The organism is Microbacterium sp. Root61 (genome assembly GCF_001427525.1).
Taxonomy (GTDB): Bacteria; Actinomycetota; Actinomycetes; order Actinomycetales; family Microbacteriaceae; genus Microbacterium.
In genome coordinates, this window is sequence record NZ_LMGU01000001.1 from 2398683 (window position 1) to 2421782 (window position 23100).

The 23100-nt window shown below is 67.1% G+C and carries 22 protein-coding genes; 5 read left to right on the forward strand and 17 right to left on the reverse strand.

Annotation, left to right across the window (positions count from 1 at the left end; translation table 11 throughout):
• A complete protein-coding gene (locus tag ASD65_RS11550) occupies positions 1–900 on the reverse strand; it encodes a glycosyltransferase family 2 protein (RefSeq protein ID WP_162248498.1) in 900 nt (299 codons plus the stop codon).
• Positions 901–1015: 115 nt separating this feature from the next.
• On the opposite strand from ASD65_RS11550, the gene ASD65_RS11555 reads away from it, so the two are divergent.
• Positions 1016–2164 carry a glycosyltransferase gene (locus tag ASD65_RS11555; protein ID WP_162248499.1) on the forward strand — a complete coding sequence of 383 codons (1149 nt, stop codon included), beginning with the start codon at positions 1016–1018 and terminating at the stop codon, positions 2162–2164.
• Between the two features lie 16 nt (positions 2165–2180).
• A complete protein-coding gene (locus ASD65_RS11560) occupies positions 2181–3569 on the forward strand; it encodes a glycosyltransferase (RefSeq protein WP_056222697.1) in 1389 nt (462 codons plus the stop codon).
• Here the strand turns inward: ASD65_RS11560 and ASD65_RS11565 are convergent.
• From ASD65_RS11565 to ASD65_RS11635, 15 genes are all read right to left on the reverse strand, one after another.
• A complete protein-coding gene (locus ASD65_RS11565) occupies positions 3566–3820 on the reverse strand; it encodes an acyl carrier protein (RefSeq protein ID WP_056222700.1) in 255 nt (84 codons plus the stop codon). The genes ASD65_RS11560 and ASD65_RS11565 overlap by 4 nt on opposite strands.
• A 23-nt stretch (positions 3821–3843) precedes the next feature.
• Positions 3844–5070, reverse strand: coding sequence for a pyridoxal-dependent decarboxylase, exosortase A system-associated (locus ASD65_RS11570; protein WP_056222703.1), 1227 nt, complete (start codon positions 5068–5070; stop codon positions 3844–3846).
• Positions 5067–6626 (reverse strand): acyl-CoA ligase (AMP-forming), exosortase A system-associated, encoded by a 1560-nt coding sequence (locus tag ASD65_RS11575; RefSeq protein WP_056222706.1) that lies wholly within the window; start codon positions 6624–6626, stop codon positions 5067–5069. Before ASD65_RS11575 ends, ASD65_RS11570 begins: the two co-directional genes overlap by 4 nt.
• A complete protein-coding gene (locus ASD65_RS11580; protein ID WP_056222709.1) occupies positions 6626–8098 on the reverse strand; it encodes an O-antigen ligase family protein in 1473 nt (490 codons plus the stop codon). The genes ASD65_RS11575 and ASD65_RS11580 overlap by 1 nt, the downstream gene beginning before the upstream one ends.
• 5 nt (positions 8099–8103) lie before the next feature.
• The gene (locus ASD65_RS11585) at positions 8104–8889 is read right to left on the reverse strand and encodes a hypothetical protein (RefSeq protein ID WP_156378856.1); all 786 of its coding nucleotides are present in this window, start codon (positions 8887–8889) and stop codon (positions 8104–8106) included.
• 95 nt (positions 8890–8984) lie between these two features.
• Complete coding sequence (locus ASD65_RS11590) at positions 8985–9695, reverse strand: hypothetical protein (RefSeq protein ID WP_056222718.1); 711 nt, start codon at positions 9693–9695, stop codon at positions 8985–8987.
• A gap of 79 nt (positions 9696–9774) precedes the next feature.
• Complete coding sequence (locus ASD65_RS11595) at positions 9775–10623, reverse strand: glycosyltransferase (protein WP_056222721.1); 849 nt, start codon at positions 10621–10623, stop codon at positions 9775–9777.
• A 14-nt stretch (positions 10624–10637) separates the two neighbouring features.
• Positions 10638–11708, reverse strand: a complete 1071-nt coding sequence (locus tag ASD65_RS11600; RefSeq protein ID WP_056222725.1) for a glycosyltransferase family 2 protein — start codon at positions 11706–11708, stop codon at positions 10638–10640.
• Positions 11705–13231: a lipopolysaccharide biosynthesis protein gene (locus tag ASD65_RS11605; RefSeq protein WP_056222727.1), complete on the reverse strand. Its 1527-nt coding sequence runs from the start codon at positions 13229–13231 to the stop codon at positions 11705–11707. Before ASD65_RS11605 ends, ASD65_RS11600 begins: the two co-directional genes overlap by 4 nt.
• Entirely contained in the window at positions 13228–14289 is a 1062-nt protein-coding gene (locus ASD65_RS11610; RefSeq protein ID WP_082561722.1) for a glycosyltransferase family 2 protein, read from the reverse strand. The genes ASD65_RS11605 and ASD65_RS11610 overlap by 4 nt, the downstream gene beginning before the upstream one ends.
• Positions 14286–15413: a DegT/DnrJ/EryC1/StrS family aminotransferase gene (locus tag ASD65_RS11615; protein WP_056222734.1), complete on the reverse strand. Its 1128-nt coding sequence runs from the start codon at positions 15411–15413 to the stop codon at positions 14286–14288. Before ASD65_RS11615 ends, ASD65_RS11610 begins: the two co-directional genes overlap by 4 nt.
• Complete coding sequence (locus tag ASD65_RS11620; protein ID WP_056222739.1) at positions 15410–16033, reverse strand: NeuD/PglB/VioB family sugar acetyltransferase; 624 nt, start codon at positions 16031–16033, stop codon at positions 15410–15412. Before ASD65_RS11620 ends, ASD65_RS11615 begins: the two co-directional genes overlap by 4 nt.
• Complete coding sequence (locus tag ASD65_RS11625; protein WP_056222742.1) at positions 16033–17175, reverse strand: DegT/DnrJ/EryC1/StrS family aminotransferase; 1143 nt, start codon at positions 17173–17175, stop codon at positions 16033–16035. The genes ASD65_RS11620 and ASD65_RS11625 overlap by 1 nt, the downstream gene beginning before the upstream one ends.
• Complete coding sequence (locus ASD65_RS11630) at positions 17175–18167, reverse strand: NAD-dependent epimerase/dehydratase family protein (RefSeq protein ID WP_056222746.1); 993 nt, start codon at positions 18165–18167, stop codon at positions 17175–17177. Before ASD65_RS11630 ends, ASD65_RS11625 begins: the two co-directional genes overlap by 1 nt.
• Positions 18164–19228: a Gfo/Idh/MocA family protein gene (locus ASD65_RS11635; RefSeq protein WP_056222749.1), complete on the reverse strand. Its 1065-nt coding sequence runs from the start codon at positions 19226–19228 to the stop codon at positions 18164–18166. Before ASD65_RS11635 ends, ASD65_RS11630 begins: the two co-directional genes overlap by 4 nt.
• Positions 19229–20036: 808 nt before the next feature.
• Here ASD65_RS11635 and ASD65_RS11645 point away from each other — a divergent pair.
• On the forward strand, positions 20037–20645 hold the full coding sequence (locus ASD65_RS11645; RefSeq protein WP_056224783.1) for an acyltransferase: 609 nt from the start codon (positions 20037–20039) through the stop codon (positions 20643–20645).
• Here ASD65_RS11645 and ASD65_RS11650 read toward each other — a convergent pair.
• On the reverse strand, positions 20642–21787 hold the full coding sequence (locus ASD65_RS11650) for a glycosyltransferase (protein WP_082561916.1): 1146 nt from the start codon (positions 21785–21787) through the stop codon (positions 20642–20644). The genes ASD65_RS11645 and ASD65_RS11650 overlap by 4 nt on opposite strands.
• Before the next feature lie 119 nt (positions 21788–21906).
• On the opposite strand from ASD65_RS11650, the gene ASD65_RS11655 reads away from it, so the two are divergent.
• Together ASD65_RS11655 and kynA are read left to right on the forward strand one after the other, a co-directional pair.
• Positions 21907–22164, forward strand: a complete 258-nt coding sequence (locus tag ASD65_RS11655; RefSeq protein ID WP_056222758.1) for a glutaredoxin domain-containing protein — start codon at positions 21907–21909, stop codon at positions 22162–22164.
• A gap of 58 nt (positions 22165–22222) precedes the next feature.
• Positions 22223–23098, forward strand: coding sequence for a tryptophan 2,3-dioxygenase (gene kynA / locus ASD65_RS11660; RefSeq protein WP_056222761.1), 876 nt, complete (start codon positions 22223–22225; stop codon positions 23096–23098).
• The last annotated feature ends 2 nt before the right edge of the window (positions 23099–23100 follow it).

Here is a 23100-nt window from a genome sequence, read left to right on the forward strand (position 1 = left end):
TCAGCGGGGGACGAGCATCCCGTTCAGTCCCAGCACCGCAGGACGCTCAGAAGGCTTCAGGAGCGCCCGCACCGTCGGCCACGACTCACGGCGGCCCAGAATGGCGCGCCGCAGTTCGATCGCGACACTCGCCCAGAAGTAGAACCACCCTCGCACCGGGCCGCTGAGGCGGCGATAGATGCGTATCCGGTTCAGGATCTTCATCATGTGGGTCGTCGCGCTCTCACCCGAACCACCGCCGACGTGAAGGGCGCCGGCATGAGGCGTGTACCGCGTGGACCAGCCCGCGTCCTTGGCTCGAAGACTGAGGTCGGTCTCCTCGGAATACAGGAAGAAGGACTCGTCCATCCCGCCGAGTGAGGTGTAGCACTCTGCGTCGACGAGCAGGATGGCCCCGACAGCCCAGTCGACGTCGTGCTCGATTTCGTACTCCCGAGGGTCTTCGATGCGCTCCGTGAAGCGGGGCAAGCCGGTGAAGCTCAACCCTCCGACGCGACCCAGTGTGGGCCGCCGTCGCAGGGTCGGCGACAGAGAGCCGTCGGCCTCCCGAACGCGGGGCGCCACGATGCCGACACCGGGCTTGCGCAGCGCGGCGAGCATCGGTGCGAGCGATCCGGGATCGAGAACGGCATCGGGATTCAGGATGAGCAGTGCCCGCGCGTGCGGCGAGGCAGCGACGGCCCGGTTCATGCCCGCGGCATAGCCCACATTCGTCGATCGGACGACGACGCAGTCCGCGCGGGCATCGAGGATCTCCAACGTGCGGTCGGTCGATCCGTTGTCCACGACCACGACCGAATGGCTGAGGTCCCCCAGCGCGGGATGAATGCTGTCCAGCAGCGCGGTGACATGATCTTCGCTGTTGTAGGTCACGACGATCGCGGCGACGTCAACGTTCACGTCCTCATCGTAGCGAGGAGCCATGGCATGGCCGGAGAATGCCCGATCGCCGTAGAATTCGGGTGTGACGCCGACGGAGTCAATGCCCAGTCCCGACTCACGCCGACGCGCTCCCGTGTCGATCATCTGCGTGTACAACGATGCAGCCGTGCTCGCGTCCTGCCTGCAGCATTCGGTGGCGGCGCAGACAGAAGCCGCACCCGAGACAGAGCTGTTGGCCATCGACAATCGAGAAGGGCAATTCTCGACGGCGGGCGCCGCCTTGAATCACGGTGCCCGGGCGGCTCGCAATGACGTCGTCGTCTTCGTGCACCAAGATGTCGTCCTGCACTCCCTCCCCGCTCTGGAGGAGGTCGCCGCCGAGCTGCTCGATTCGCCGGGCATCGGCGTGCTGGGAGCGGTGGGCATCGATGGCGACGACCGCATCGTGGGGAGGATCCGCGACCGAATCGTCCAGATCGGCGCCCCGGCGCCGACACCCCATGACGTACAGACCCTCGATGAGGTGCTCCTCATGACGACCACGGAGCGCATACAGGCAGACCCCCTGTCGGAGGATCCGCTGCTGGCGTGGCATGCCTACGGCGTCGAGTACGCCGTGCGGATGCGGCGGGCCGGCCGTCGCGCGGTCGCTCGCGACATCCCGCTCACGCACAACAGCCTCAGCACCAACCTGGCGCAACTCGATGTCGCCCATCGCCATGTTGGCGACATCTACCCCGAGTTTCTGCCGATCCACACCACCTGCGGCACGATCCGCCGCGACGGCGCTGTAGCCACGAGGTTCGCGGGCGGGCGTCGGAGGTACAACAGCGCGCGACTCTGGTGGAGAGAGTCGCTGGTGGCCCGTTCCACCCATCGCATCAGCCCCGACAGCGACCTGGTCCTCGCCGACATCCGCATGCTCATCGATGACGCGCTCCGGACCGGACATATGCAGTCGCTCCGGGTCGTCGACCTCGATCCGGACGCCCCCTCAGGCAACACCGCTCACCTGCACCGATTCGAGCGACCAGTCACCATCTCGACCTCGGGTATCGATGGGGCGCGGGCCGCGTTCCGCTCTCGCAAGCCGGACGAGCTGCTGTTCATCGCCGGGTTGACCGACGCCTCACTGTCCGCGCTGGCCCCGTTCGATGGCGAGCCGCACGTGCTCGGCAATTCCCACTCCACGGGGCAATGGGCGCTGTTCGGAGTCACCGCCGACGAGCTCGCTTCGCTCTGGCCTTCATGGCGCAACAGACCAGTTCCCGGGCTTACCTGAGGTCGGCGGGGGACGGATGCGATCACGCCACGGCTCAGCGCGCGACGACATCTCTGGCGCCCTGTGGGGAGCCGTCGTCTATCTGACCGACTGCCTGCCACCCCACATCCGGTACGGCTATGTGCACCGCCTGACTCGCGCGGTGCTGGCCCGACCGCTCGCCACCGTGGACAGACTGGACGACCACGACGCCCCCGCCGTCGGCACCCCCGTCGCGGTGACGAGCCCGACGACCTGCGCACTGGCGGCGGACGGTCTGGACATCGGCGGCATCGGCGCGGTCATCGAGATGCTGGCGTTGGGGCTCGGCGATCACGGCGTGCGTCCCGTCGTCGTGTGCCACGAGGCTGGGGTTCGCGGGGCCAGGCTGCGCGATGCCGGTATCGAGGTCCTGTCCGTGTCGGACGAGGAGTCCGCTCGAGAAGCGATTCGCACTGTGGCTCCCGATGTCATCCAGTCCCACAGCGCGCCGCCCCATCTGGAGCAGGCTGCGCTGAGCAGCGGCGTGCCCCTTGTGCCGGTGATGCACAACACCGAGATCCACTACACCCGCACACGCTGGTCAGCATTCTCGAAGCTGATGGCGGGCTCGATCAGGGGAATCGCGGTCAGTGAGACAGTGCGCGAATTCCACGTGCGGCACATCGGCGAGAGCACGCCGATCGAGGTCGTGCCCAATGGCGCTGCGGCCGTCGCCACGCCTCTGCCCGCCGAACGCCTGCGCGCGCGTGAGCAACTGTCTCGAGTACTCGGTGCCGACATCGGCGAGGATGTCGTGTTCGTGACTCTCGCTCGCTATGACGCGCAGAAGAACATCGCCGGCACCGTCGCGGCGTTCGGTGACGCCATCGCTCGCTCCACCACGGCGGTGCGGCTGGTGTGCGCCGGCGATCCATCGGACTGGGTCGAATTCCGCCGCGCCGATGCCCTGCGGCGCGCCGGACGGTCGAGCGCGCGGATACACCTCCTCGGCAACTCCGATGCCCGGACGCTGCTCACCGCCGCCGATGCGTTCGTCCTCGACTCCTTCTTCGAGGGATGGCCGGTCGCCGCGACCGAGGGATCGGCCTTCGGCCACCCGGTGCTGCTCGCCGACGTCGGCGGAGCTCGCGAGCTCGTCGCACGCGATCCGCGGCGCAGCATTCTCATACCGAACGCGACCGGGGACGCCAGCCTGGTCAGTGATCGACGCGTGCGTTCAGCACGTCGCCGATCGCGCAGGCAGCCCAACGCCCTTGCTCTGCAGGACGCCGTCGACACGATCGCGCGCGCGGTCGTGGTCGAGCGCTCCGCTTCCGCCGTGGCGGTCCCCCACGCGCGCTCCGATCGCATGGCCCTGGACGAGATGCTCGGCCACCACGCCGACGTGATCCGCGCAGCGGCAGGCAAGCAGGCAGGTGGCTAGACGAGTTTGGAGTCGACGAACTGCGTGAGGGTTCCGACCGTCTCGAACATCTCGGCACCGAACTCGTCATCATCGATCGTGATGTCGAACCGGTCCTCGAGCGCCCCGACAAGGGCGACGACACCGAACGAGTCGAGCTCCGGCAACGCTCCGAACAGGGCGGTGTCCGACTGCAGCTCGTCGGGGCTCTGCGACAGCTCGAGTGCGTCGATCAGGACGGCGCGCACGGCGCCCAGTGTGTCGGTGATCATGACGGTTGCTCCTTGGTCGAGGGTCAGATGAGCGCTTCGGCGGGCGCGGGGTGCCCGAGGAACGCCGTCGGGCTGGCGGTCAAGCCGTAGGCTCCCTGCTGGAAGACCACGATGAGGTCATCGATGGCGGCATCCGGCAACTCGATGTCGTCACCGAGGAGGTCGAGCGGCGTGCACAGGCAGCCGACGACGGTCACCGCGTCATCATCCTTCTCGGCGCTCGCGCGATTTCCGATCGCGACCGGATAGTTGCGCCTGATCGCCTGCCCGAAGTTGCCGGAGGCCGCGAGCTGATGGTGCATGCCTCCGTCGACGACGAGAAAGGTTTTGCCGCGTGAGATCTTCCGATCCACGACACGGGAGACGTAGACACCGCATTCACCGACGATGAACCTGCCCAGTTCGATGATCGGGCTCGCCTCCGGGAATCGTTCTGCGAGAGGACCATCGACGAGCTCGGCGAGATTCTCTGCGACTCTGCTCAGATCCAGAGGGCGATCCTTTTCGGTGTACGGGATGCCGAACCCGCCGCCGAGATTGAGGTACCGCACGGGGCTGGACATGTGCTCTGCGAGCCGGGTCACGAGCTCGACAGTCCTGTTCTGCGCCTCGGCGATGATGTCGGCGTTCAGATTCTGCGAACCCGCGAACACATGGAACCCGAGGATCTCGACGGTGCCGGCGAATTCACGGAGCACAGCGGGAACCTGCTCCGCGTCGATGCCGAACTGCTGAGGGCCCCCGCCCATGCGCATGCCGGATCCCTTCATCGCGAAGTCCGGGTTGACCCTGACAGCGACGCGCGGGTGGACTCCGAGATCCTCCCCGGCGGCGACGACGCGGCGCAACTCGGTCGGCGACTCCACTTCGATGACGACCCCTGCCGCGACGCCCTGACGGATCTCGGCGGGCGTCTTGCCGGGCCCTGCGAAGCTCACTCGATCGCACGGGATCGCGGAATCGAGCGCGTGCTGCATCTCGCCCGTCGATGCGACATCGATGCGGTCGACCCGGGTGGCGAGGTGCTGCACGATCGCGGGCATCGGATTGGCCTTCATCGCATAGCTGAGCTCGACTCGCGCGGGCAGCAATCTGCGAAGCAGGTCCACTCGGGCGTTCAGTAGACCGCGATCGTACGCGAAGAACGGCGTCGATCCCACGCGCGCCGCAAGCCTGCTCAGCGGCATCCCTCCGATGCGCAACTCTCCCTCGATCGTGCCGAACGCGGCGATGTGCTCGTGTGGCGTCATGCGGACACCTCCCGGGTGAGGAGCGGTCGGTCGAATTTGCCGTTGGGTGAGCGCGGCAGATCAGCGCGGACGTCTACCCGGGACGGGAGCATGTATGCCGGCAGCCGCGGCCGCAGCGCAGCGACGAGCGCGCCCTCTTCGAGGATCCCGCCGGAGGGGGTGACGACGAGCACGATCCGCTGGCCGAGCAGCGGATCGTCGACACCGATCGCGACGACGTCGCGCACCAACCCCGTCCCGTAGGCGGCTTCTTCCAGTTCCGTGGGACTGACCCGGTAACCGGACGTCTTGATCATGTCGTCGGAACGTCCGACGAACGACAGGAACCCCTCTTCGTCGGCGACCACGGTGTCTCCGGACCACACGGCGCGCTCGGGATCACGCCAGTCCTGGCCGAGGTATCGAACGGGCCGGAACCGCTCGGCCGTGCGTTCGGGGTCATTCCAGTAGCCCAACGCCACGAGCGCGCCGCGATGGACGAGTTCGCCCTCCTCGCCCGGTGCACACGGCGTGCCGTCGGGACGGAGCACGAGGACCTCGGCGTTCGGGATCGCCTTGCCGATCGATCCGGGGCGACGATCCACCTCGGCGGGGTCCAGATAGGTGGACCGGAACGCCTCGGTGAGGCCGTACATGAGATAGGGATCGGACTCGGTGAAGATGGCGCGGAGACGGTCGAGTGTCGTCCGGGGCATCCGCCCACCGGTATTCGCCCAATAGCGGAGTCGACCCGCCGTCGCCGGAGGCCAGTCGACCCCCGTGAGCTGCAGCCACAGTGGTGGCACGCACGTGAGCCCGGTGACTCCGTGCTTCTCGCACAGCCTCACGACGTCACGCGGCAGGAGGTAGTTCATCAGCACGCAGTGCGCTCCGACGGCGAAGGCCGTCGTGACCTGGCTCAGACCCGCGTCGAAGCTCAGGGGAAGGATGCTGAGGATGACATCGTCGCTCGTGTTGTGCAGGTACGTGCTGACGCTCTCGGCACCGACGATGAGGTTGCGATGGCTGAGCACCACGCCCTTGGGCTTTCCGGTGCTGCCCGACGTGTAGAGGATCGCCGCCGGATCGATGTCGATCGCGTCGGACGCGCCGGGCTCAGATGCGTCCGGCTGCACGTCGCCCCAGCCGTGCACACCGTAGTCGCCGGATGGCTCGCACACACCGTCACCGACGACGATGACGTGCGCGACCTCGGTGCCGGCGATCGCGACCGCCAGCGGGGCCAGCCGATCCACCGAGGTGATGAGGAATCGCGCGCCGCTGTCGATGAGGATGTGACCCACCTGAGCGGGCTTGAGCACATGGTTGATGGGGACGAAGACTGCGCCGCCGACGGATGTCGCGAAGATCGCGGCGACGGTCTCCAGTCGCTTCTCCAGGTAGATCGCCACCCGGTCGCCGCGCTGGAGCCCCAGCCCCGCCAGCTGGAGCGCGGCCGCAGAGGCCGCTCTCCACGCCTCGGCGTAGGTCTGGGTGACGCTTCGATATGTCAGCGCTGCTTCATCGGGATGCGAGGCGGCACGCTCAGCGAGAAGCGCATGGATCTGGGTGCGCATCAGGGCTCCGCCTGCTCTCTGTGCGAAGGGCCCGAGTCGGCCTTCACGGGGGGAGTCTCGGACACGTCGTCGTCCACGATCTCCGGCCGGGACACGCGCTCTATTCCCAGGACCAGGGCTTCGTCCGATGCCGCGATGCCACGCATCGCGGTCGCCAGACCTGCGATGAGGAAGAAAGCACCTGCCGACATGGGAAAGGAGAACCCATCGAAGAAGAGGAGGAGGACGGCAATCGTGAGCAGCGAGGCGGCGAGAGCGCGACTCATGGCCTTCGTTTCGTCGAACGGCGAGTGCAGACTCGCCCAGATCGCGCTCCCCATCGCGGTCAGGCTGAAGCCGACGAGGGTGACGACGCCGAGAATGCCGACCTCCACGGTGAGCAGCACCCACCCGTTGTCGAAGATGTAATAGCGGGGCAGGAACGTGCCGAATCCTTGACCGATCAGGGGCGAGGACGCAATGAAACCCGGCACCCGGGCAAGCGCGGCTGTTCGCGATTGCGTGCTCGGATCGTCGGATGCGCCGAGGAAGAGATTCATGATCGTCCCGAGCATTCCGGGAATGAACGCGAACACCGCAGCAGCGATGATCCCGCCCCCTGTCGCCACGAGGAGCCGGTAGGCCTTCGGGATGGACGGCAGTGACGCGACCAATGCCACCGTCAATCCGATGAGCGCGGAGCGGGACACGGTGACCAGGGACGCCATGAGGATGATTCCGACGCCGGCCCACCACCACGCGCTAGAACGCGCGGGGCTTCGATGGAATCCCCTATGCACGGCGGCGGTGATCACGAGCGGCAACGACGCGACGACGGCCGTCCCGTACTCGAGAGGATGGGTTGCCGTTGCTGCGGCCCGCGTGAACGAACCGCGGGTGGCGACATCGCCGGAGTCGGCTGAGAGGCCGGGGATGCTGCCTACCCACTCCAGCAGCGACTGCCCTGTGAAGAACTGCGCCAACCCCAGTGCTGCCAGCGCGATGCCGGCGACCGCGAGCCGTCGTACCAGTTTTGCGGCGTCGGAATGCGTTCGGATTCCATCGATCGCAACGAGCAGGACACCGCTCCACGATGCGAGACGCACCAGCGCCGTGGTGGCCGGACTGATCTGATCCGCGGGCTGGCCGCGCATCATGGCCGCCGCGAAGCTGACCAGCGCAACGACGACGAATGCGGCGAACAGATAGCGGACAGGCTGCACGACGGGGTGCACGGGCGTCGACCGTTCTTGAAGCCAAGCGAGCACCCACCAGAACAGGAGGAGAAGTCCCCAGAGCACCGATGGGCGCCCGAGTCCGCCGAGGGGGCCGATCGTGACATACGAGGGAACGGCGAACAGCAGCACGAGATAGATGGTGAGCATCGTTGCGGCAGTGACTCTGGTCCGACGGTCTCCCGCACTGCGCGTCTCAGCCGAGACCGGCAGGGCCTCGTCCGTGAGCATCAGGTTCTCCCGGTGTGTCATCGCCATCGCACTCACCGTGCTTTCCGCTTGCGACCCGGACTCGACGCTTCTTCGAGAGCCGGGTGCTCAGGATCGACCGAGCGCCCCACCTCGGATTCCCCTCCATCCGCGGGTAGGCCCTCGTCCCCCGCAGACAGTTCGTCTCCAGGCGGGGAGGCACTCTCGCTGTCGAGATCGACGTCGGGCTCCGGCACGTCCTCGACCTCCCGCTCGACTTCGGTGTTCTCGTTCTCCTCTTCCGCATCCTCCGCCCGCCGCTGCCCCGCAGCCAGACGCGTTCCCTTGCGCCCAGATCGGCGGACCCGCCGGATCAGCCCGTCCACCAGGCTGGCCACCAACACTGTGAGCACCACGACGGCGAATCCGACTCCCGCGCTCATGACGAGTCGGGATCTCTGCTGAAGGGTGCTCTCCTGGTCCTCGGTCAGCGTCGAGACGGTCATCTGATCGTCCGCGGTGACGCCCTGGTCGACTTGGAGCCGCTCGAGCACTTCGCCGGTCTGCCCCACCATCGCCGAAAGCGCACGAGCGGCCGCCTCATCACTGGACGCTGTCACGGTGATCTGAATCGCGGGTCCCGAAACGTTGGGGTCTCGTTCGACCTCCAACTGGACTCCCGGATGCTCGGCGGCTACCACCCCGGCCACTTCATCAGACTGCATCACCCGCACGACGATGTCGGCTGCCTGAGTCAGACCACCGAGATACAGGTACGGATTCGTTGCGCCCGGTGGCACCGTCCCGGCTCCCGGCATGAGCAATTGCGTCGCCGTGCGTTCATAGCCCGGGGTCACCACGATGTACGCTCCGGCTGCAGCGGCGATCGCGAGGAGGAGCCCCGGGACCACGATGTACCAGCGGCGCAGAAGTCCGCGCAAGGTATCTGCGACATTCATGCGAGCGTCCCCCCTTGGTGCGCGGCGATGGACCGGCGCGCGACGAGGCGTCGGCGTGATCGACGCCGGTATCGGCGGATGAGGCGATCGACGGCAACAGACGCAGGAATCCCCACGATGAGGCCTGCGAGCGCCATAGCCGCGATGGCCATGACCTGCGCCGATCGCGTAGCCGAGACTTCGGAGATCTCCGTGCTCAGCGGGCCGACCGTCGCGGTGATCTGTTCCTCAGGCGAACTCGCCGCGGTGTGCTGCTGACCGTCGGCCACGGCCATGATCTTCCCCAGAATCGTGCGCTGCTGCTGCGCCACCTGCTCTCGAGTGCGCCCCACGATCCGGATGTCGATGGTGGCCGACGGGAAGATCGCCATCCATTGGTTGCCGTCGTTGCGCAGGCCGACCCAGACGCCTTCCCGGAGCCCCGCGCCGTACGACGGCGCATCCGATGTCGAGTAGGAGGCGACGGGTTTGCCCCCGTTGATCTCCGTTGCGACAGCCCCGGCGAACGCGATGAGACTCTCGTCGGTCGTGCCACTGCCCTGCATGAGGGTCGACCGCATCGGCAGGGTGAAGGTCACCGTCGTGTGCGTGAAGAATGACCCGCCGTCTCGGTAAAAACTGTAGGTGAGGAAGCCGAAGACGAGCAGAACAGCAATGAGGACATAGCAGCGCCGCCCGACTGCGCCCAGTGCGTTGCGAACAGTCATGGCGTCCCCTTTCCCCCGATGTCGTACGCGCCGTCAGCACATTCGCGCTGCCTCGACGCCTCGGCCCCGGCGATCGCCTTCATCTCCTGAGCCGCATCTTGAGAGATTGCATGCCGTCTTTGCCGAGCATGGAGATGGCGGCCCGGCGCAGCGTCGCACGGCCAAGATCTCGCAGCCGACGCGCCGGGTCCAGCACCACGGCGTCGTGAAGGAGGCGAATCGACCCCGGATCGGCCAGGTCGTCGAGCATCGCAGGAAACGCGACACTCCACTCACCAGGTGAGACCAGCCGACCTCGGACGCGGTTGCTGACATTCTCGCCATGCACGACCTGCAGCCATCCGGGCGCACCGCCGATCTCGACAACCGGCATGTTCTTGCCGAGCATCATGTGCCAGTCGTCCCACGATGTGGACGGGGTGATCCACGGGGCCGCGACCGAGCAGAAGGCGTTGCGCGGATCGTGGTGCAAGTAGACACCGTCCGGGCCCTTCACCAGCCCATTCACGAGGTAGAGGGCCTGGCGATCCTCGCACTCGACGGCTGCCTGGAGCCGCGCCATGAAGTCCGGAGCGATTGCGTCATCGTTGTCGAGATTGGTCGTCAGCAGGATGCCATGGGGGTCTCCGACCACGCTGCGCACGTCGTCCAGCAGTGCATCCGCGGGGACCTCGGCGCGGAAGATCGGCCGGAACAATCCGCGGTCGACATAGGGAACCATGGCCTCCGTCAGCCACCCCGGGCTCTCCGGATCGAAGTAGATCACCCACGAGAACGCTGATGTCGTCTGTCGTGCCACCGACGGGGCACAGTACTGCTCGAACAGAGCCCATCGATTGGCAAGCCAAGACTCGCCTGCCCGGATGCGCGCCTCGACCCCCCCAGTGGGCAGATTGAAGCGAGTCAGGAGGACGTGATCGATCGCCATGCCGTGTCGACTGGTCATGTGCGATACCGATACATCCACTGAACGCGATGGTTCCACCGATGCCGGCGCACGAAGCCGGCCAGGGAATATGGCGGCGTGGCGACACCCCTGCCCTTGGCCATTCGACGGTGCAACTCACGCCCTCGGCGCGATCCCGTCGCCGTCGCATCCAGCTCGCCGGCGAGTCGCACGAGCTCGTCCACCGGTTCGGTCTGCGCATTCGCCTGATCGAATGTGTCCAGTGCCCGAAGCAGCGCCTCTCGTGCGAGGGTACGGCGATACCGGCGTTCGACGGCGACGGCGACGGCACCGTCGAGATCGGTGCCGCGTTCCTGCAGGAACAGCTGCCAGGCGTGTGAGCGTGCCCGTAGGTCTGAGTACACGCCGCTGTGGATCGTCCGCTGCATCGAATTCGGATGAATCCGGTACAGCCCTTGGACGGCGTCGATCCGTGCCACATCGCCGGTGCTCGCCAGCCGCAGCCAGAGGTTGTAGTCGCTGGCTTCCGGCACCTGCGGCCGGTGCCCGCCGACCTTCTTGAGGGACGCGACTCTGATCATGACCTCGGGCTGTGCGATGACGTTCACCCCACCACGAGCCCGCCGCTCGATCCATTTCTCGCCACGCCAGACGGTGACCGACACACGACGTGAGTTGCGAACCTCAGGCGGAGTGCCCGAAAAGTGCACGCAGGCGCCGTAGACGAACGAGACCGACGGATTCGCCAGGAGGATGTCGGCAGCACGGCGTAGCGAACCCGGGGCGAGAATGTCGTCCGGGTCGAGCTTCACGACGAATGGCGCACTCGCCGACATCAACGCCTCGTTGAAGGTGGCGATGTGACCGCGATTGGTCGCGAAGGCCACGACCGACAGGCGGGCGTCGTGAGACTCCCACTTCCGCGCGATCCGCACGCTCGCGTCCGTCGACGCATCGTCGATGACGATCACGTCGAGATCGACCCCGTGCTGAGAAAGCGCGGAGGAGATCGCCTCGTCAAGGTACTGCTCATAGTTGTGGCACGGAATCACGACCGACACCCGCGGCAGCGGACTCGAGCCGTACGTGCTCGCCACCGGGTTCATCGGAGCTCCCCCTCGCCATGCGGCGTCTCGGCGCGGGTTGGACGGCGGGGACGCCGGAGCCGGAGGATGTGGCTGAGGCCTTCCTTGAAGATTGCGCGCGTGAAGAGGTACATCGCGGCGACATGTGTTGTCACGACGACGGCTGCGAGGATGACGAGCTGAAGGATCGGCACCATTCCGGACACCGCATACGACGCAGCCACCGTCAGGAGCGCGGTGACCGCGCCGGTGCCCATGGTTCGGCCGAATACCCGTGCGATCTCGGTCCAACCCATGCGAAGCAGTGCAGCGACGAGCGGCCATCGGATCACGGTCGCGACGATGGCGACCCCGAAGAAGCCGAGCGCCCAGACGACCAGCCCGTGCGGCGCGGTGAAGAGCGCCGTCACGATGGTGAGGCCGTCGATCACCGTCGCGTAGACGAACCATCGGCCTGGCTGGCCTGCGCCGTAGAAGAGCCCGTGGTCGAGCATCGCTCCCATCACGAAGATGCTGACGACCGCGAGGATCTGCGCCGGGGCCACGCTCTCGAGCCACTGACTCCCGAAAAGAACGGGGATGAGGATCGGCGATGTTGCGGCGAGGAGAATCATCACGGGGATGATCGCGCTATAGGTGAGTCCGAGGGATCGCACGTAGATCGAGCGCAATCGGTCGGGGTTCTCGCGAACCTGTGCGAACACGACCGTCGACACGGGCAGGATCGCGGCCGCTGTCACATCCTGCGCCACTTGAACCAGCCGCTGTGCGATGTTGATGTACCCCAGAGCGGAGACGCCGAGAGCCGACGTGATGATCGCATTCTCGGCAAGGAGGCGGCCGGTCGCGATCAGTTCGACTCCGACCACCTTCGACCCGAAGGTGGTCATCGCCTTGAACTCGGTGCGGTCGAATTTCAGGCTGGGCCTCCAGCGGGCGACGATCCAGGCGTACACGGAGGCCACCAGCTGATTCACCAGTGTCTGCGCGATCAGCGCCCACACGCCGAATCCGGACAGAGCCATCACGATCGCTATCGCCTGACCCACCAGGCTGGCGATCAGCGACTGCATGGCGAGGGAGCGGAAGGCCATCCTGCGGCGAAGCAGCGACATGGGGACGGTCGTGACCGTCACGAGCAGAACGGTGGGTGCGAGACCCCACATGACGTCTCCGGCACCGTCCACGTTGAAGACCATGTCGACCAATGGTGCAGCGCAGACGAACGCCCCAGCCAAGAGGAGACCAGCCGACGACGTGAACCAGAACGCGGTGCTGAGCATGCGCTGATCGGCTTCCCGCGCCTGAACGATGTAGGTCGAGAAGCCGAGGTCGGCAATCAGGTACATCAGCGGAAGGATGGCGGTGACGATTGCCACAGTGCCGAAGTCAGCCGGAGTCAGCATCCGTGTCAAGATCGCGATGGTGATGAAGCCTGTGATCCGGACCATCCATCGCTGAGAGGCAGTCCACAGGACGGCGTGCACGGCTGATTGCCCCAGCGTGCGCTCGGGGCGGGACGGCACCGGCATCCGCGCCTTCATGTGCCGACCTTCAGTTCATGCTGATCGCGACGATACGTTCGCTGAGCTTCGACACGGAACCAGACCGGAACGATCGCGTCGGATGACGCGAACCGATAGAAGGAGCGCACGGCGCGATCACCGGGTGCCAGTTCCGTCGCGAATGCGTACAATTCGCGCGCCTCGGCGGCCCGCTCGCTGCCAAGCGGCAGATAGGCGATCTGCCGCAGGGCTTCGCGCGCAAGCCAGCGGCGCCACAGACGATTCAGGCGACGCGCACCCGGGAGGCGGGCGCCGTCGACGGCGAAGAAGGCATCGTAGGTATCGCGTCGCGCGATGAAGTCATCGAGCAGTCCGCCGAACTCGGTCAGGTGCATGTTCGCAGCGTGGACACGGTAGTAGGCCTGAACCCGTCCGTTGACCCGCCCCACGTCCGAGTGGGCAGCGGCACGCATCCAGAGGTACATGTCCGCACTGTGCGGGAATCGCGCATCCCATTGTCCGCCCAGGTCACGCAGGACGTCCGTTCGCATCACGACCTCGGGGCTGCGCACCATGTTGCGACCACGGCGGCACATGTGTTCGATCCACTCCGGCCCCGGCCATTTCGTCCAGTTCAGTTCCGCGTTCGGCCAACTCAACGGTTCCGACTCGCTCGGGGGGCTGTCGCTGGAGAAGTCCCTGGGGTGCCCGTAGACGAGGCCGATCGACGGTTCGGCCTCCATGAGTCTCGTTGCGCGCAGAAGCGCACCAGGAGCCAGGGCGTCGTCCGCGGACATCAGCACGACGTACGTTCCACGCGCTCTTGCGAGCCCGTCGTTGTACGTGGCGATGTGTCGCAGATTCTTCGCATGCTCTATCAGGGTGACGCGCGCATCGAGGTCAGCCATCTCCCTCACTGTGGCCGCGCTGCCGTCGTCCGAACAGTCGTCGACGACGATCACGTCGACGTCCACACCGTCCTGCTGCAGCGCGGAGCCCACCGCGGCAGGAAGGTACGCTCCGTAGTTGTAGTTCGGCACCACCACGGTCACGGTGGGCCGGATGGTGAGCTCGGGAGGACGCACACGAACACTCATGCGAGCGCTCCCCGTCTCCGCATCGCCCTCGACAACTCGCGGACGACGGCAACCTGCTGCTGCTCAGCGAGGTGGGGGAACATCGGGAGCGACAGGATACGGTCCGCCGCCCCCTCCGCAACGGGGAACTGTCCGCATCGGTAGCCCAGGTCGCCGTAGGCGGCGGTGAGGTGCACCGGGGTGGGGTAGTGGATCGCCGCGCCGATCCCCGCCGAGGTCAGCCCTGCCATCACCGTGCCGCGCTGCTCGACCCGAATCACATAGAGGTGCCACACGTCGTGGTTGCCGGGACGCGTCGATGGCGCGCGCACACCGTCGACGTCAGCCAGCAGCTCGGTGTACCGGGCGGCAGCCTCTCTACGCGCCTCGTTCCAGCCGTCGAGTCGGCGCAGCTTCGCCCGAAGCACCGCGGCCTGAATCGCGTCCAGGCGTGCATTCATCCCCACGTGGTCGTGCACGTACTTGACCGAACTGCCGTGTGCCGCGAGATTGCGCACCAGCCCGGCCGCATCCGCGTCGTTCGTCATGACGGCACCCGCATCGCCCGCCGCGCCGAGGTTCTTCCCCGGGTAGAAGCTCGTCGCGGCGATGTGCCCGATTGCGCCGGCACGACCGGCTGGACTTGACGCGCCGTGCGACTGCGCGGCGTCCTCCACCACGGTCAGCCCGTGCTTCTGCGCGATCGGCAGCAGACGCTCCATGGGCGCGGTCTGGCCGAAGAGGTGCACGGGGACGATCACGCGCGTCCGCGAGGTGATCGCGGACGCGATCGCATCGGGATCGATGAGCAGATACTCGTCGTCGACATCCACGAAGACAGGCACGGCACCGATGCGGGAAGCCGCTTCCGCCGTGGCGATGAATGTATTCGCCGGCATGATGATCTCATCCCCCGGCTCCACCCCCGCCGCACGGTACGCGAGCTCGAGAGCGTCGGTGCCGTTGGACACCCCGATCACGTGCTCCCTCCCGCTGTATGCGGCGAACTCTGCCTCGAACGCCGCCACTTCACCCCCGCCGATGAACGCGGCCGATTCGAGCTGGGTGCGCCACACGGAGAGCACCTCATCGAGGATCTCGGCCTGCTGGGGGGCGAGGTCCAGGAACGGGACCGCGATGCTCATGCGGACACATCCAATGGGTGCGCCGGCACGCCCACCCATGTCTGATGGTCGGGCACATCGTCGAGAACCACCGCTCCCATCCCCACTGTGGCCTCCGTGCCGATCGTGAGCCCCTGCCGGATCGACGCATTCATCCCGACATTTGCCGCCTCCCCGATGCGCACCGAACCCCCGAGAGAAACCCCGGCCGCGAGGGTGACGAAATCCCGGATCGCGTTGTCGTGGGTGACGGCGCACTGGGGCATGATGACCACGTGTCGGCCGATTGCGGCATCCGCGGTGACGACCACACCCTCGAGCACGATGCTGCCCCGTCCGATCTCGCTCGTCATTCCGATCCGCGCCGACCGTGCGACAAAGGTCGCGTACCTGTCATCGGAGACACCGAGCATCCGCAGTCGGTGCACGATCCGCCGGCGACTGATGCTCGGCCCGACGCACACCAGCAGGGACTCCGCACGGGCGACCCCATCCGCGATGCTCCCGACGACGGGCACACCTGCCACCTCAGTGGAGTGCAGACTCCGGTCATCGTCGAGGAAGCCGACGACACCGGTCAGTCCAGCCGCCAGCACCTCGCGCGCCAGACCGCTCGCGCCGACCAGCAGCACGCCGGCCATCACGGGGCCGACCCCTGCTCGCGCAGCACGTCGATCACGCGCTGCTGGTCGGCCGCGGTCAGCATGTGGAAGACCGGAAGGATCAGCGTGCGGTCGTGCAGCTGTTCGGTGACCGGGAGCCCGGACGGCGGCGTCAGATCGCGGTAGGGCGGCTGGCGGTGAGTTGCCATGATGCCGCGGCGTGCGGAGATGTCTTGATTCGCGAGGGCCGTGAGCAGGCCGTCCCGGTCGGTGGGGTACTCGTCGAGCACTTCCACCCAGAAGGACTGGTAGTTGGTCGTGCCGTGCACCGGATCGGCGACCGCCCGGAGGCCGGGGATCGCGTCGATCGCCGCTTGGTAGCCCTCGGCGATCTCACGCCTGCGGGCGACGACGGCGGGAAGCCGGCCCAGTTGCACCAGCCCGACGGCGGCTTGGAGGTCCGTCATGCGGAAGTTGTAGCCGACCTCGGTGTACTCCTCGGCGGCAGGCAGAACAGAACCGTGACGATCGGCGGCGGACACGCTCATCGCGTGCTCCCGCAAATGGCGCGCCCGAGTGGCCCAACCATGATGGGTCGTGGTGAGCATGCCACCCTCACCGGTAGTGAGCAGCTTGCGCGGGTGGAACGACCACGCCGTGATCTCAGCGCCCACACCGACCGGGCGACCCTTGTAGGTCGAACCGGCTCCGCACGCCGCATCCTCGATCACGACGATGGACAGCGGATCGGTGAGGTGCCTGATGTCGTCGAGATCGACCGGCACGCCGCCCTGGTCCACGGCGATCACGGCTCTGGTCATCGGCGTGAGCGCGTCGGCGACAGTATCACCGGTCAGATTGCCCGTGATCGGATCGACATCGGCGAAGACCGGGTTCGCCCCGACATAGCGGACGGCGTTGGTCGTCGCGATGAACGAGAACGACGGGACGACGACATCGTCACCGGGTCCGATCTCCGCGATGATGAGGGCGAGGTGCAGTGCCGTCGTGCAACTCGTCGTGGCGACCGCGAACGGCGTCTGCATCGCCGCGGCGAACTCCTGCTCGAACTGCGCGACACGGGGCCCCTGTGCCACCCAGCCGCTCGCGATGACCTCGGCGAGCGCATCCGCCTCCTCCTGGCCGAACCAGGGTGTCATGACGTTGATGCGCTCGCCCATCACACGACCGCCGTCCGGCCGGCCGCGATCTCGTCGCGAAGGGGTGCCCACCACTCCACCAGCATCCGCAGCCCCTCCTCGAGCCCGACGGTGGCTGTGAATCCGAGATCGCGGCGAGCGGCCGTCGTGTCGGCCAGCCTGCGAGCGACACCGTTCACCGCGCGCTCCGGCCCGTGCTCCACGCCCAGGTTGGAGTCCATGGCGCGCAGCAGCGCGTGGGCGAGTTCGAGGAGGCTCGTCTCGGTGCCGCTTGCGATGTTGTAGGCGCCCTCGACGATGTCACTCTGCGCAGCGAGCACGTTGGCGCGTGCGATATCCGGGACGCACACGAAGTCCATCGTCTGCTGTCCGTCGCCGAAGATGAGGGGCGGTCTGCCGTCGGCGATGCGCTCCATCCAGCGGACGAGGACCTCCGTGTAGAGGCCGTGCACGTCCATCCTCGGCCCGTACACGTTGAAGTAGCGCAGCAGCACGTAGTCCAGACCCTGCATGGCGCGGAAGCTCCGGATGAGCCCCTCGTTGAAGGTCTTGGCTGCGCCGTAGAGCGTGTCGTCGTTCTCGTGATGATGGCGCTCATCGGTCGGGAAGTCCTCGGCCATGCCGTACACCGAGGCGCTGGAGGCCGCGACGAGCTTCTTGACACGATGGCGGGAGGCCGCCTCGACGACGTTGAACGTTCCGTCCACGAGCACCTCGAGGGCGAGCCTCGGCTCTTCCGCACACTGCGTTATGCGGATGGCGGCCTGGTGGAACACCACGTCCTTGCCCGCTGTCAGGTCATCGACCAGCCGAACGTCGCGGATGTCACCCTCGATGAGCTCGACTCGACCGCTCGTGCGCGCCGCGTCAAGATTCGTGCGGCGTCCGCGCACGAAATTGTCGAGGATGTCGATGTGTGCGACTCCGGCATCCAGCAGCCGGTCGACGAGTGTCGAGCCGATCGTGCCCGCCCCACCAGTGACCAGGATGTCGGCACCTTCGAGCTGGGTCATCTCAGCGCCCCTTCGTTCACGGTGTGCGCATCCACAAGCCAGGGAGCGCCACCGGCGGCGAGGCTGCAGGTCGCGGCATCCAGCACCGAGAGCACACGCAGACCGGCCTCACCGCCCGTGCGCGCGTTGCGCTTCTCGCGAATGGATGCCGCGAATTCCGCAGCGACTTCGGCAAGCGCTTCGCGCTCCTCCAGTGCGGGCGCCCACGTGTCGCCCAACCGGTAGGAGATCCTCGACGCCCGCGCGTCGGCCGTCTCCTTCGACTGGAGCACGAGGTCCACTCCGCGGTCGTACACGCTGACGCGCTGCTGCGGATTCAGGTCGTCCCAGACGAGCGTTCGCTTCGTTCCCCCGATCACCATCTGACGGATCTTCGTCGGGCTGAGCCAGTTCACGTGCACGTGCGCGATCGCACCGCCTTCCAGCGGCATCGCGAGGTAGCCGATGCAGGACTTGCCCGTGCGCAGCGGATCGGCTCCGTGCGCCGCAACGGTCGAGGCGTTCAGGCCTCCGGGCAGCACGAAGTCCATGATCGACAGGTCGTGCGGGGCGAGGTCCCAGAACACGTCGACATCGGGCTGGATGAGTCCGAGGTTGATGCGAACACTGTCGACGAACAGGATCTCGCCGAGGAACCCTTCGGCGATGAGGTCGTGGATCTTCAGCACGGCGGGCGTATAGCAATAGGTGTGATCGGCCATGAGCACCAGGCTTCGGTCGCGCGCGAGCTCGACCATCTCGGCCCCACGCACGCGTTCATCGGCCAAGGGCTTTTCCACCATGACGTGCTTGCCGGCTTGCAGGGCGGCCAGCGCGATCGGATGGTGCGTGCGTGCCGGGGTGGCGATGGCGACGGCGTGGATGCTCGGGTCTGAAAGCACGTCGTCGAGGCTCCGCGTCACGGGCACACCCCCGACCCCGTCAGCCACCCGCTGCGCGCGTTCGCGATCGAGGTCGCAGATGGCCGCAAGCTCCCAGTCGTGACTCGCCCGGAAATTGCGTGCGAGATTCGGGCCCCAATAGCCGGCCCCGATCACTGCGACGCGCAGTCGTGATGACACTGATGCCACGCTCCCTTCGCCATTCCCCCATGCGGCTCAGACGATGGCGATCGTAGGAGTCGCTCCCTCAGTTGTCCGGGTCGAAGATCACATCGTCCGGAGTTTGTTGGTGCTGGTCGTGGTCAGGTTCGTCGTCCCGAAGCCGGCGACTCCACCGATGCTGAAAGAGAAGTCGCGCCCGCGCTTCCACCCCCGCGTCACGAACGTCGTGTTGTCGCTGACCTTGCACGTTCGCCCACATGCGGCGCCGTGGTGGAAGTCGGAGCCGCCACGGGTTGTACGCATGCCAGATGGGTTCGGATGTCTGGAAGACGATGTCGGAATGGCTCTCGTCGTTGCGGTGACGATGTCGGCGGTGCTTTGCGGCTGCGACAGTGCACGGTGCGCAGAGGGCACCACGGACGCGATGAAGCGCGCCCCGCGCCGCCCGGGCCGGCCGCGCGGGCCGGTCCGCGCGGCGCGTCCTTCGCAATCAGTGCGCTCGCGAAGACGGTGACGGCGGCCGCCCCGGCCACCACCTTGATTCTGCGTCGGCCACTCCCCAGAGTGAGTCCGACAGGTGCTGGATTCCCCATTGGTACCACTACACCGCAACTGCGTGCGGCGCCCCATCATGTTCCGCTTGGCGTGGTTCTCCCCGTGCCAAGGGCCACCGTTCGCTCCCCAATGGCGGACGATGGACTACTCCCCGGCTGGAGTGTAGCCCCGAAACGGCCGAGATGAAATAGTCATCGTGAAGCGATCCGCCGCGGCGTCATCTCGGACGCGGAGGCGCGGAATCGACAAGCCGTCGACCGAGGGAGTCATCGTGTCCGCAGCGCACTCCGCATTCGTCGAATCCACAGCTGACGTCGCGGACTCGGCGCATCTCGGCGCGCGGACGCGCATCTGGCACCTGGCGCAAGTGCGTGAGGGCGCGACCCTGGGCGCGGACTGCAACATCGGGCGCGGTGCGTACATCGGGCCCGGTGCAGTGCTCGGAGACGGATGCAAGGTGCAGAACTACGCGCTCGTGTACGAGCCGGCGCGGCTCGGCGACGGGGTGTTCATCGGACCCGCCGCCGTGCTCACGAACGACGAGTTCCCGCGCGCGATCAACCCGGACGGGTCACCCAAGAGCGCGGATGACTGGCATTCGGTCGGCGTGACGATCGGGCGCGGCGCGGCGATAGGCGCACGAGCGGTCTGCATCGCCCCCGTCACGATCGGGGAGTGGGCGCTCGTCGCCGCCGGAGCCGTCGTCACGAAGGACGTCCCGGACTTCGCGCTCGTGGTGGGGGTTCCCGCTCGTCGCGTCGGCTGGGTCGGGCGCGCCGGACGCCCCCTCGAACAGGACGGCGACGAATGGGTCTGTCCGGTCTCCGGCGACCGCTACCGCGAACGCGACGGCGTGCTCAGCGCGATGGACCCGGACTAGAGCTCGCCCGGCGACATCGCTTGGGAGTCGAGCTCCTCGGCGAGCAGACGGGCCCGGCTCGGCGCGACGCCGGCCTTGCGCGGCGCGTAGACGACGAGCGAGTGGAAGACGAAGCGCACCACGAACGCGACGGCGAGGGTGATCGCGGTCGCCAGCACCGCGGTGATGTGGGACGTGCTCACCATCAGCGCCACGATGGGGATGCGCACGACGAGCTCGACGTTGTTGAACGTGAACGACTTCGCGAACCGCTGCCAGACTCCGGATGCCTCGCCCTTCATGTCCTGGAACACGAAGCGCTCGATCAGCAGGAAGTTGCCGATGATGGTGACCTCGGCGGCGATGATGGCGGCCGCGACGTAGTTCATGCCCAGGTGGGTCAGTGCCCACACGATGACGACGTTCGCGATCGCACCGAGCCCGCCGATGATCGCGAACAGCGACATCTTGCCGAAGCGCAGGGCGGTCAGCTGGGTGAGGAAGTGGATGCCCTGGCGAAACGACGCCTTGGACTCCCCGGCATGCCGGTCGGCGAACACGAACGGCACCTCGGCCACGCGCAGGTTCTTGCGCGCGAGGATCTCGAGCAGGATCTTGAAGCCGCGCGGCTTGAGGTCGGCGAGGTCGACCGTACGCCGGTCCACCAGGAAGAACCCGGTCATCGGGTCGGAGACGTCCTTCAGGCGGATGGGGAACATCGCCTTCGTGAGCGCGGTCGACGTCTTCGAGACCAGGACCCGCGAGCGGTCGGCGAGCCCCTGCGCCGTGCCACCCCCGGTGTAGCGGGACGCCACGACGACGTCGACGTCGCCACGCGCGAAGCGCCGGCAGAGGCCGGGAATGTCCTCGGGGGGATGCTGCAGGTCGCCGTCCATGACGAGGCAGGCATCGAAGGATGCCGCGGCCATGCCTTCGACCACGGCTCCGCCGAGCCCGCCGGTGCGCTCGGTGCGGTGGATCAGCGTGACCGGGACGGTGGCGGATGCCGCCACCTCGCGGATCACGTCGGCCGTGGCATCCGTGCTGTCGTCGACGAAGATGATCTCCGCATCCATGCCCTCCACCGCCGCGGTGACGCGGCGGACCAGCTCCGCGACATTCGGAGCCTCGTTGAAGGTGGGGACGACGATCGACAGTTGCATCGTGCGTCCATCGTCCCATGCGCCGCACGGCACGCGAAGCCCTCGCAGAACCTCCATAGGGTTCCCACAGCGAACGGGCCCTCAGCCCTCGCCCAGCGCACGTCTCCTATGGTGGAAGCATGACCACGACTTCCACCCTGACCATGTTCGGCGCCGAATGGTGCGGCGACTGCCGCCGTACCAAGAAGCAGCTCGACGAGCTCGGCGTCGCCTACGAGTACGTCGACCTCGAGGCTCAGCCCGAGGCCGCCGAGATCGCACGCGAGATCTCCGGCCGCACCAACATCCCCGTCGTGGTGTACCCCGACTCGTCGCACCACGTCGAGCCGTCCAACGCGGACGTCGAGACGAAGCTGCGCGAGCTCGCCCTCATCTGAGGTTCGACGGTCTCGCGCACCCTAGGTGCGCGAGACGACGCTCACCTAGGCTGAGCACGTGAGCGAAGGCGTCGAAGGCAACACCCGCACGATCGAAGGCTCGGTCGTCACGGATTTCACCGACCGCATGAGCTACGGGGGCTACCTCGACCTCGGCACGCTGCTGTCGGCCCAGCGCCCGCTGAGCGACCCCGAGCACCACGACGAGCTGCTGTTCATCATCCAGCACCAGACCACAGAGCTGTGGCTGAAGCTGGTGCTGCATGAGCTCGGCGCGGCGTGCCGCCTGCTGCGTGAGGATCGCCTCGCCCCGGCGCTGAAGTGCATCGCGCGGGTCAAGCACATCCAGAAGACGCTGACCGAGCAGTGGTCGGTCCTGGCGACCCTGACACCCGCCGAGTACGCGCAGTTCCGCGGTGTGCTCGGCAACGCAAGCGGCTTCCAGTCGCCGCAGTACCGGGCGGTCGAGTTCACGCTCGGCAACAAGAACGCCGCGATGCTGCGGGTGTTCGAGGCCGACCCGTGGGCGCTCGGACTGGTGACGGCGGCCCTGGAGGCGCCGAGCCTCTACGACGAATTCCTCCGGATGCTGGCGCGCGCCGGCTACCCGATCCCCGCCGCGATCCTGGAACGGGATGTGCGGACCGCGTGGACGTTCTCTCCCGAACTCGTGCCGATCTTCGCGACGATCTACGCCGATCCGCAGGCGCACTGGGCGGCGTACGAGACGTGCGAGGAGCTCGTCGACCTCGAGGACAACTTCCAGCTGTGGCGCTTCCGCCACCTCAAGACCGTCGAGCGGATCATCGGGCTGAAGACCGGAACCGGCGGCTCCAGCGGCGTGCCTTTCCTGCAGAAGGCGCTGCAGCTGACCTTCTTCCCCGAGCTGTTCGCCGTGCGCACCGAGATCGGTGCCGCCGCCACGGAGTCGTGAGC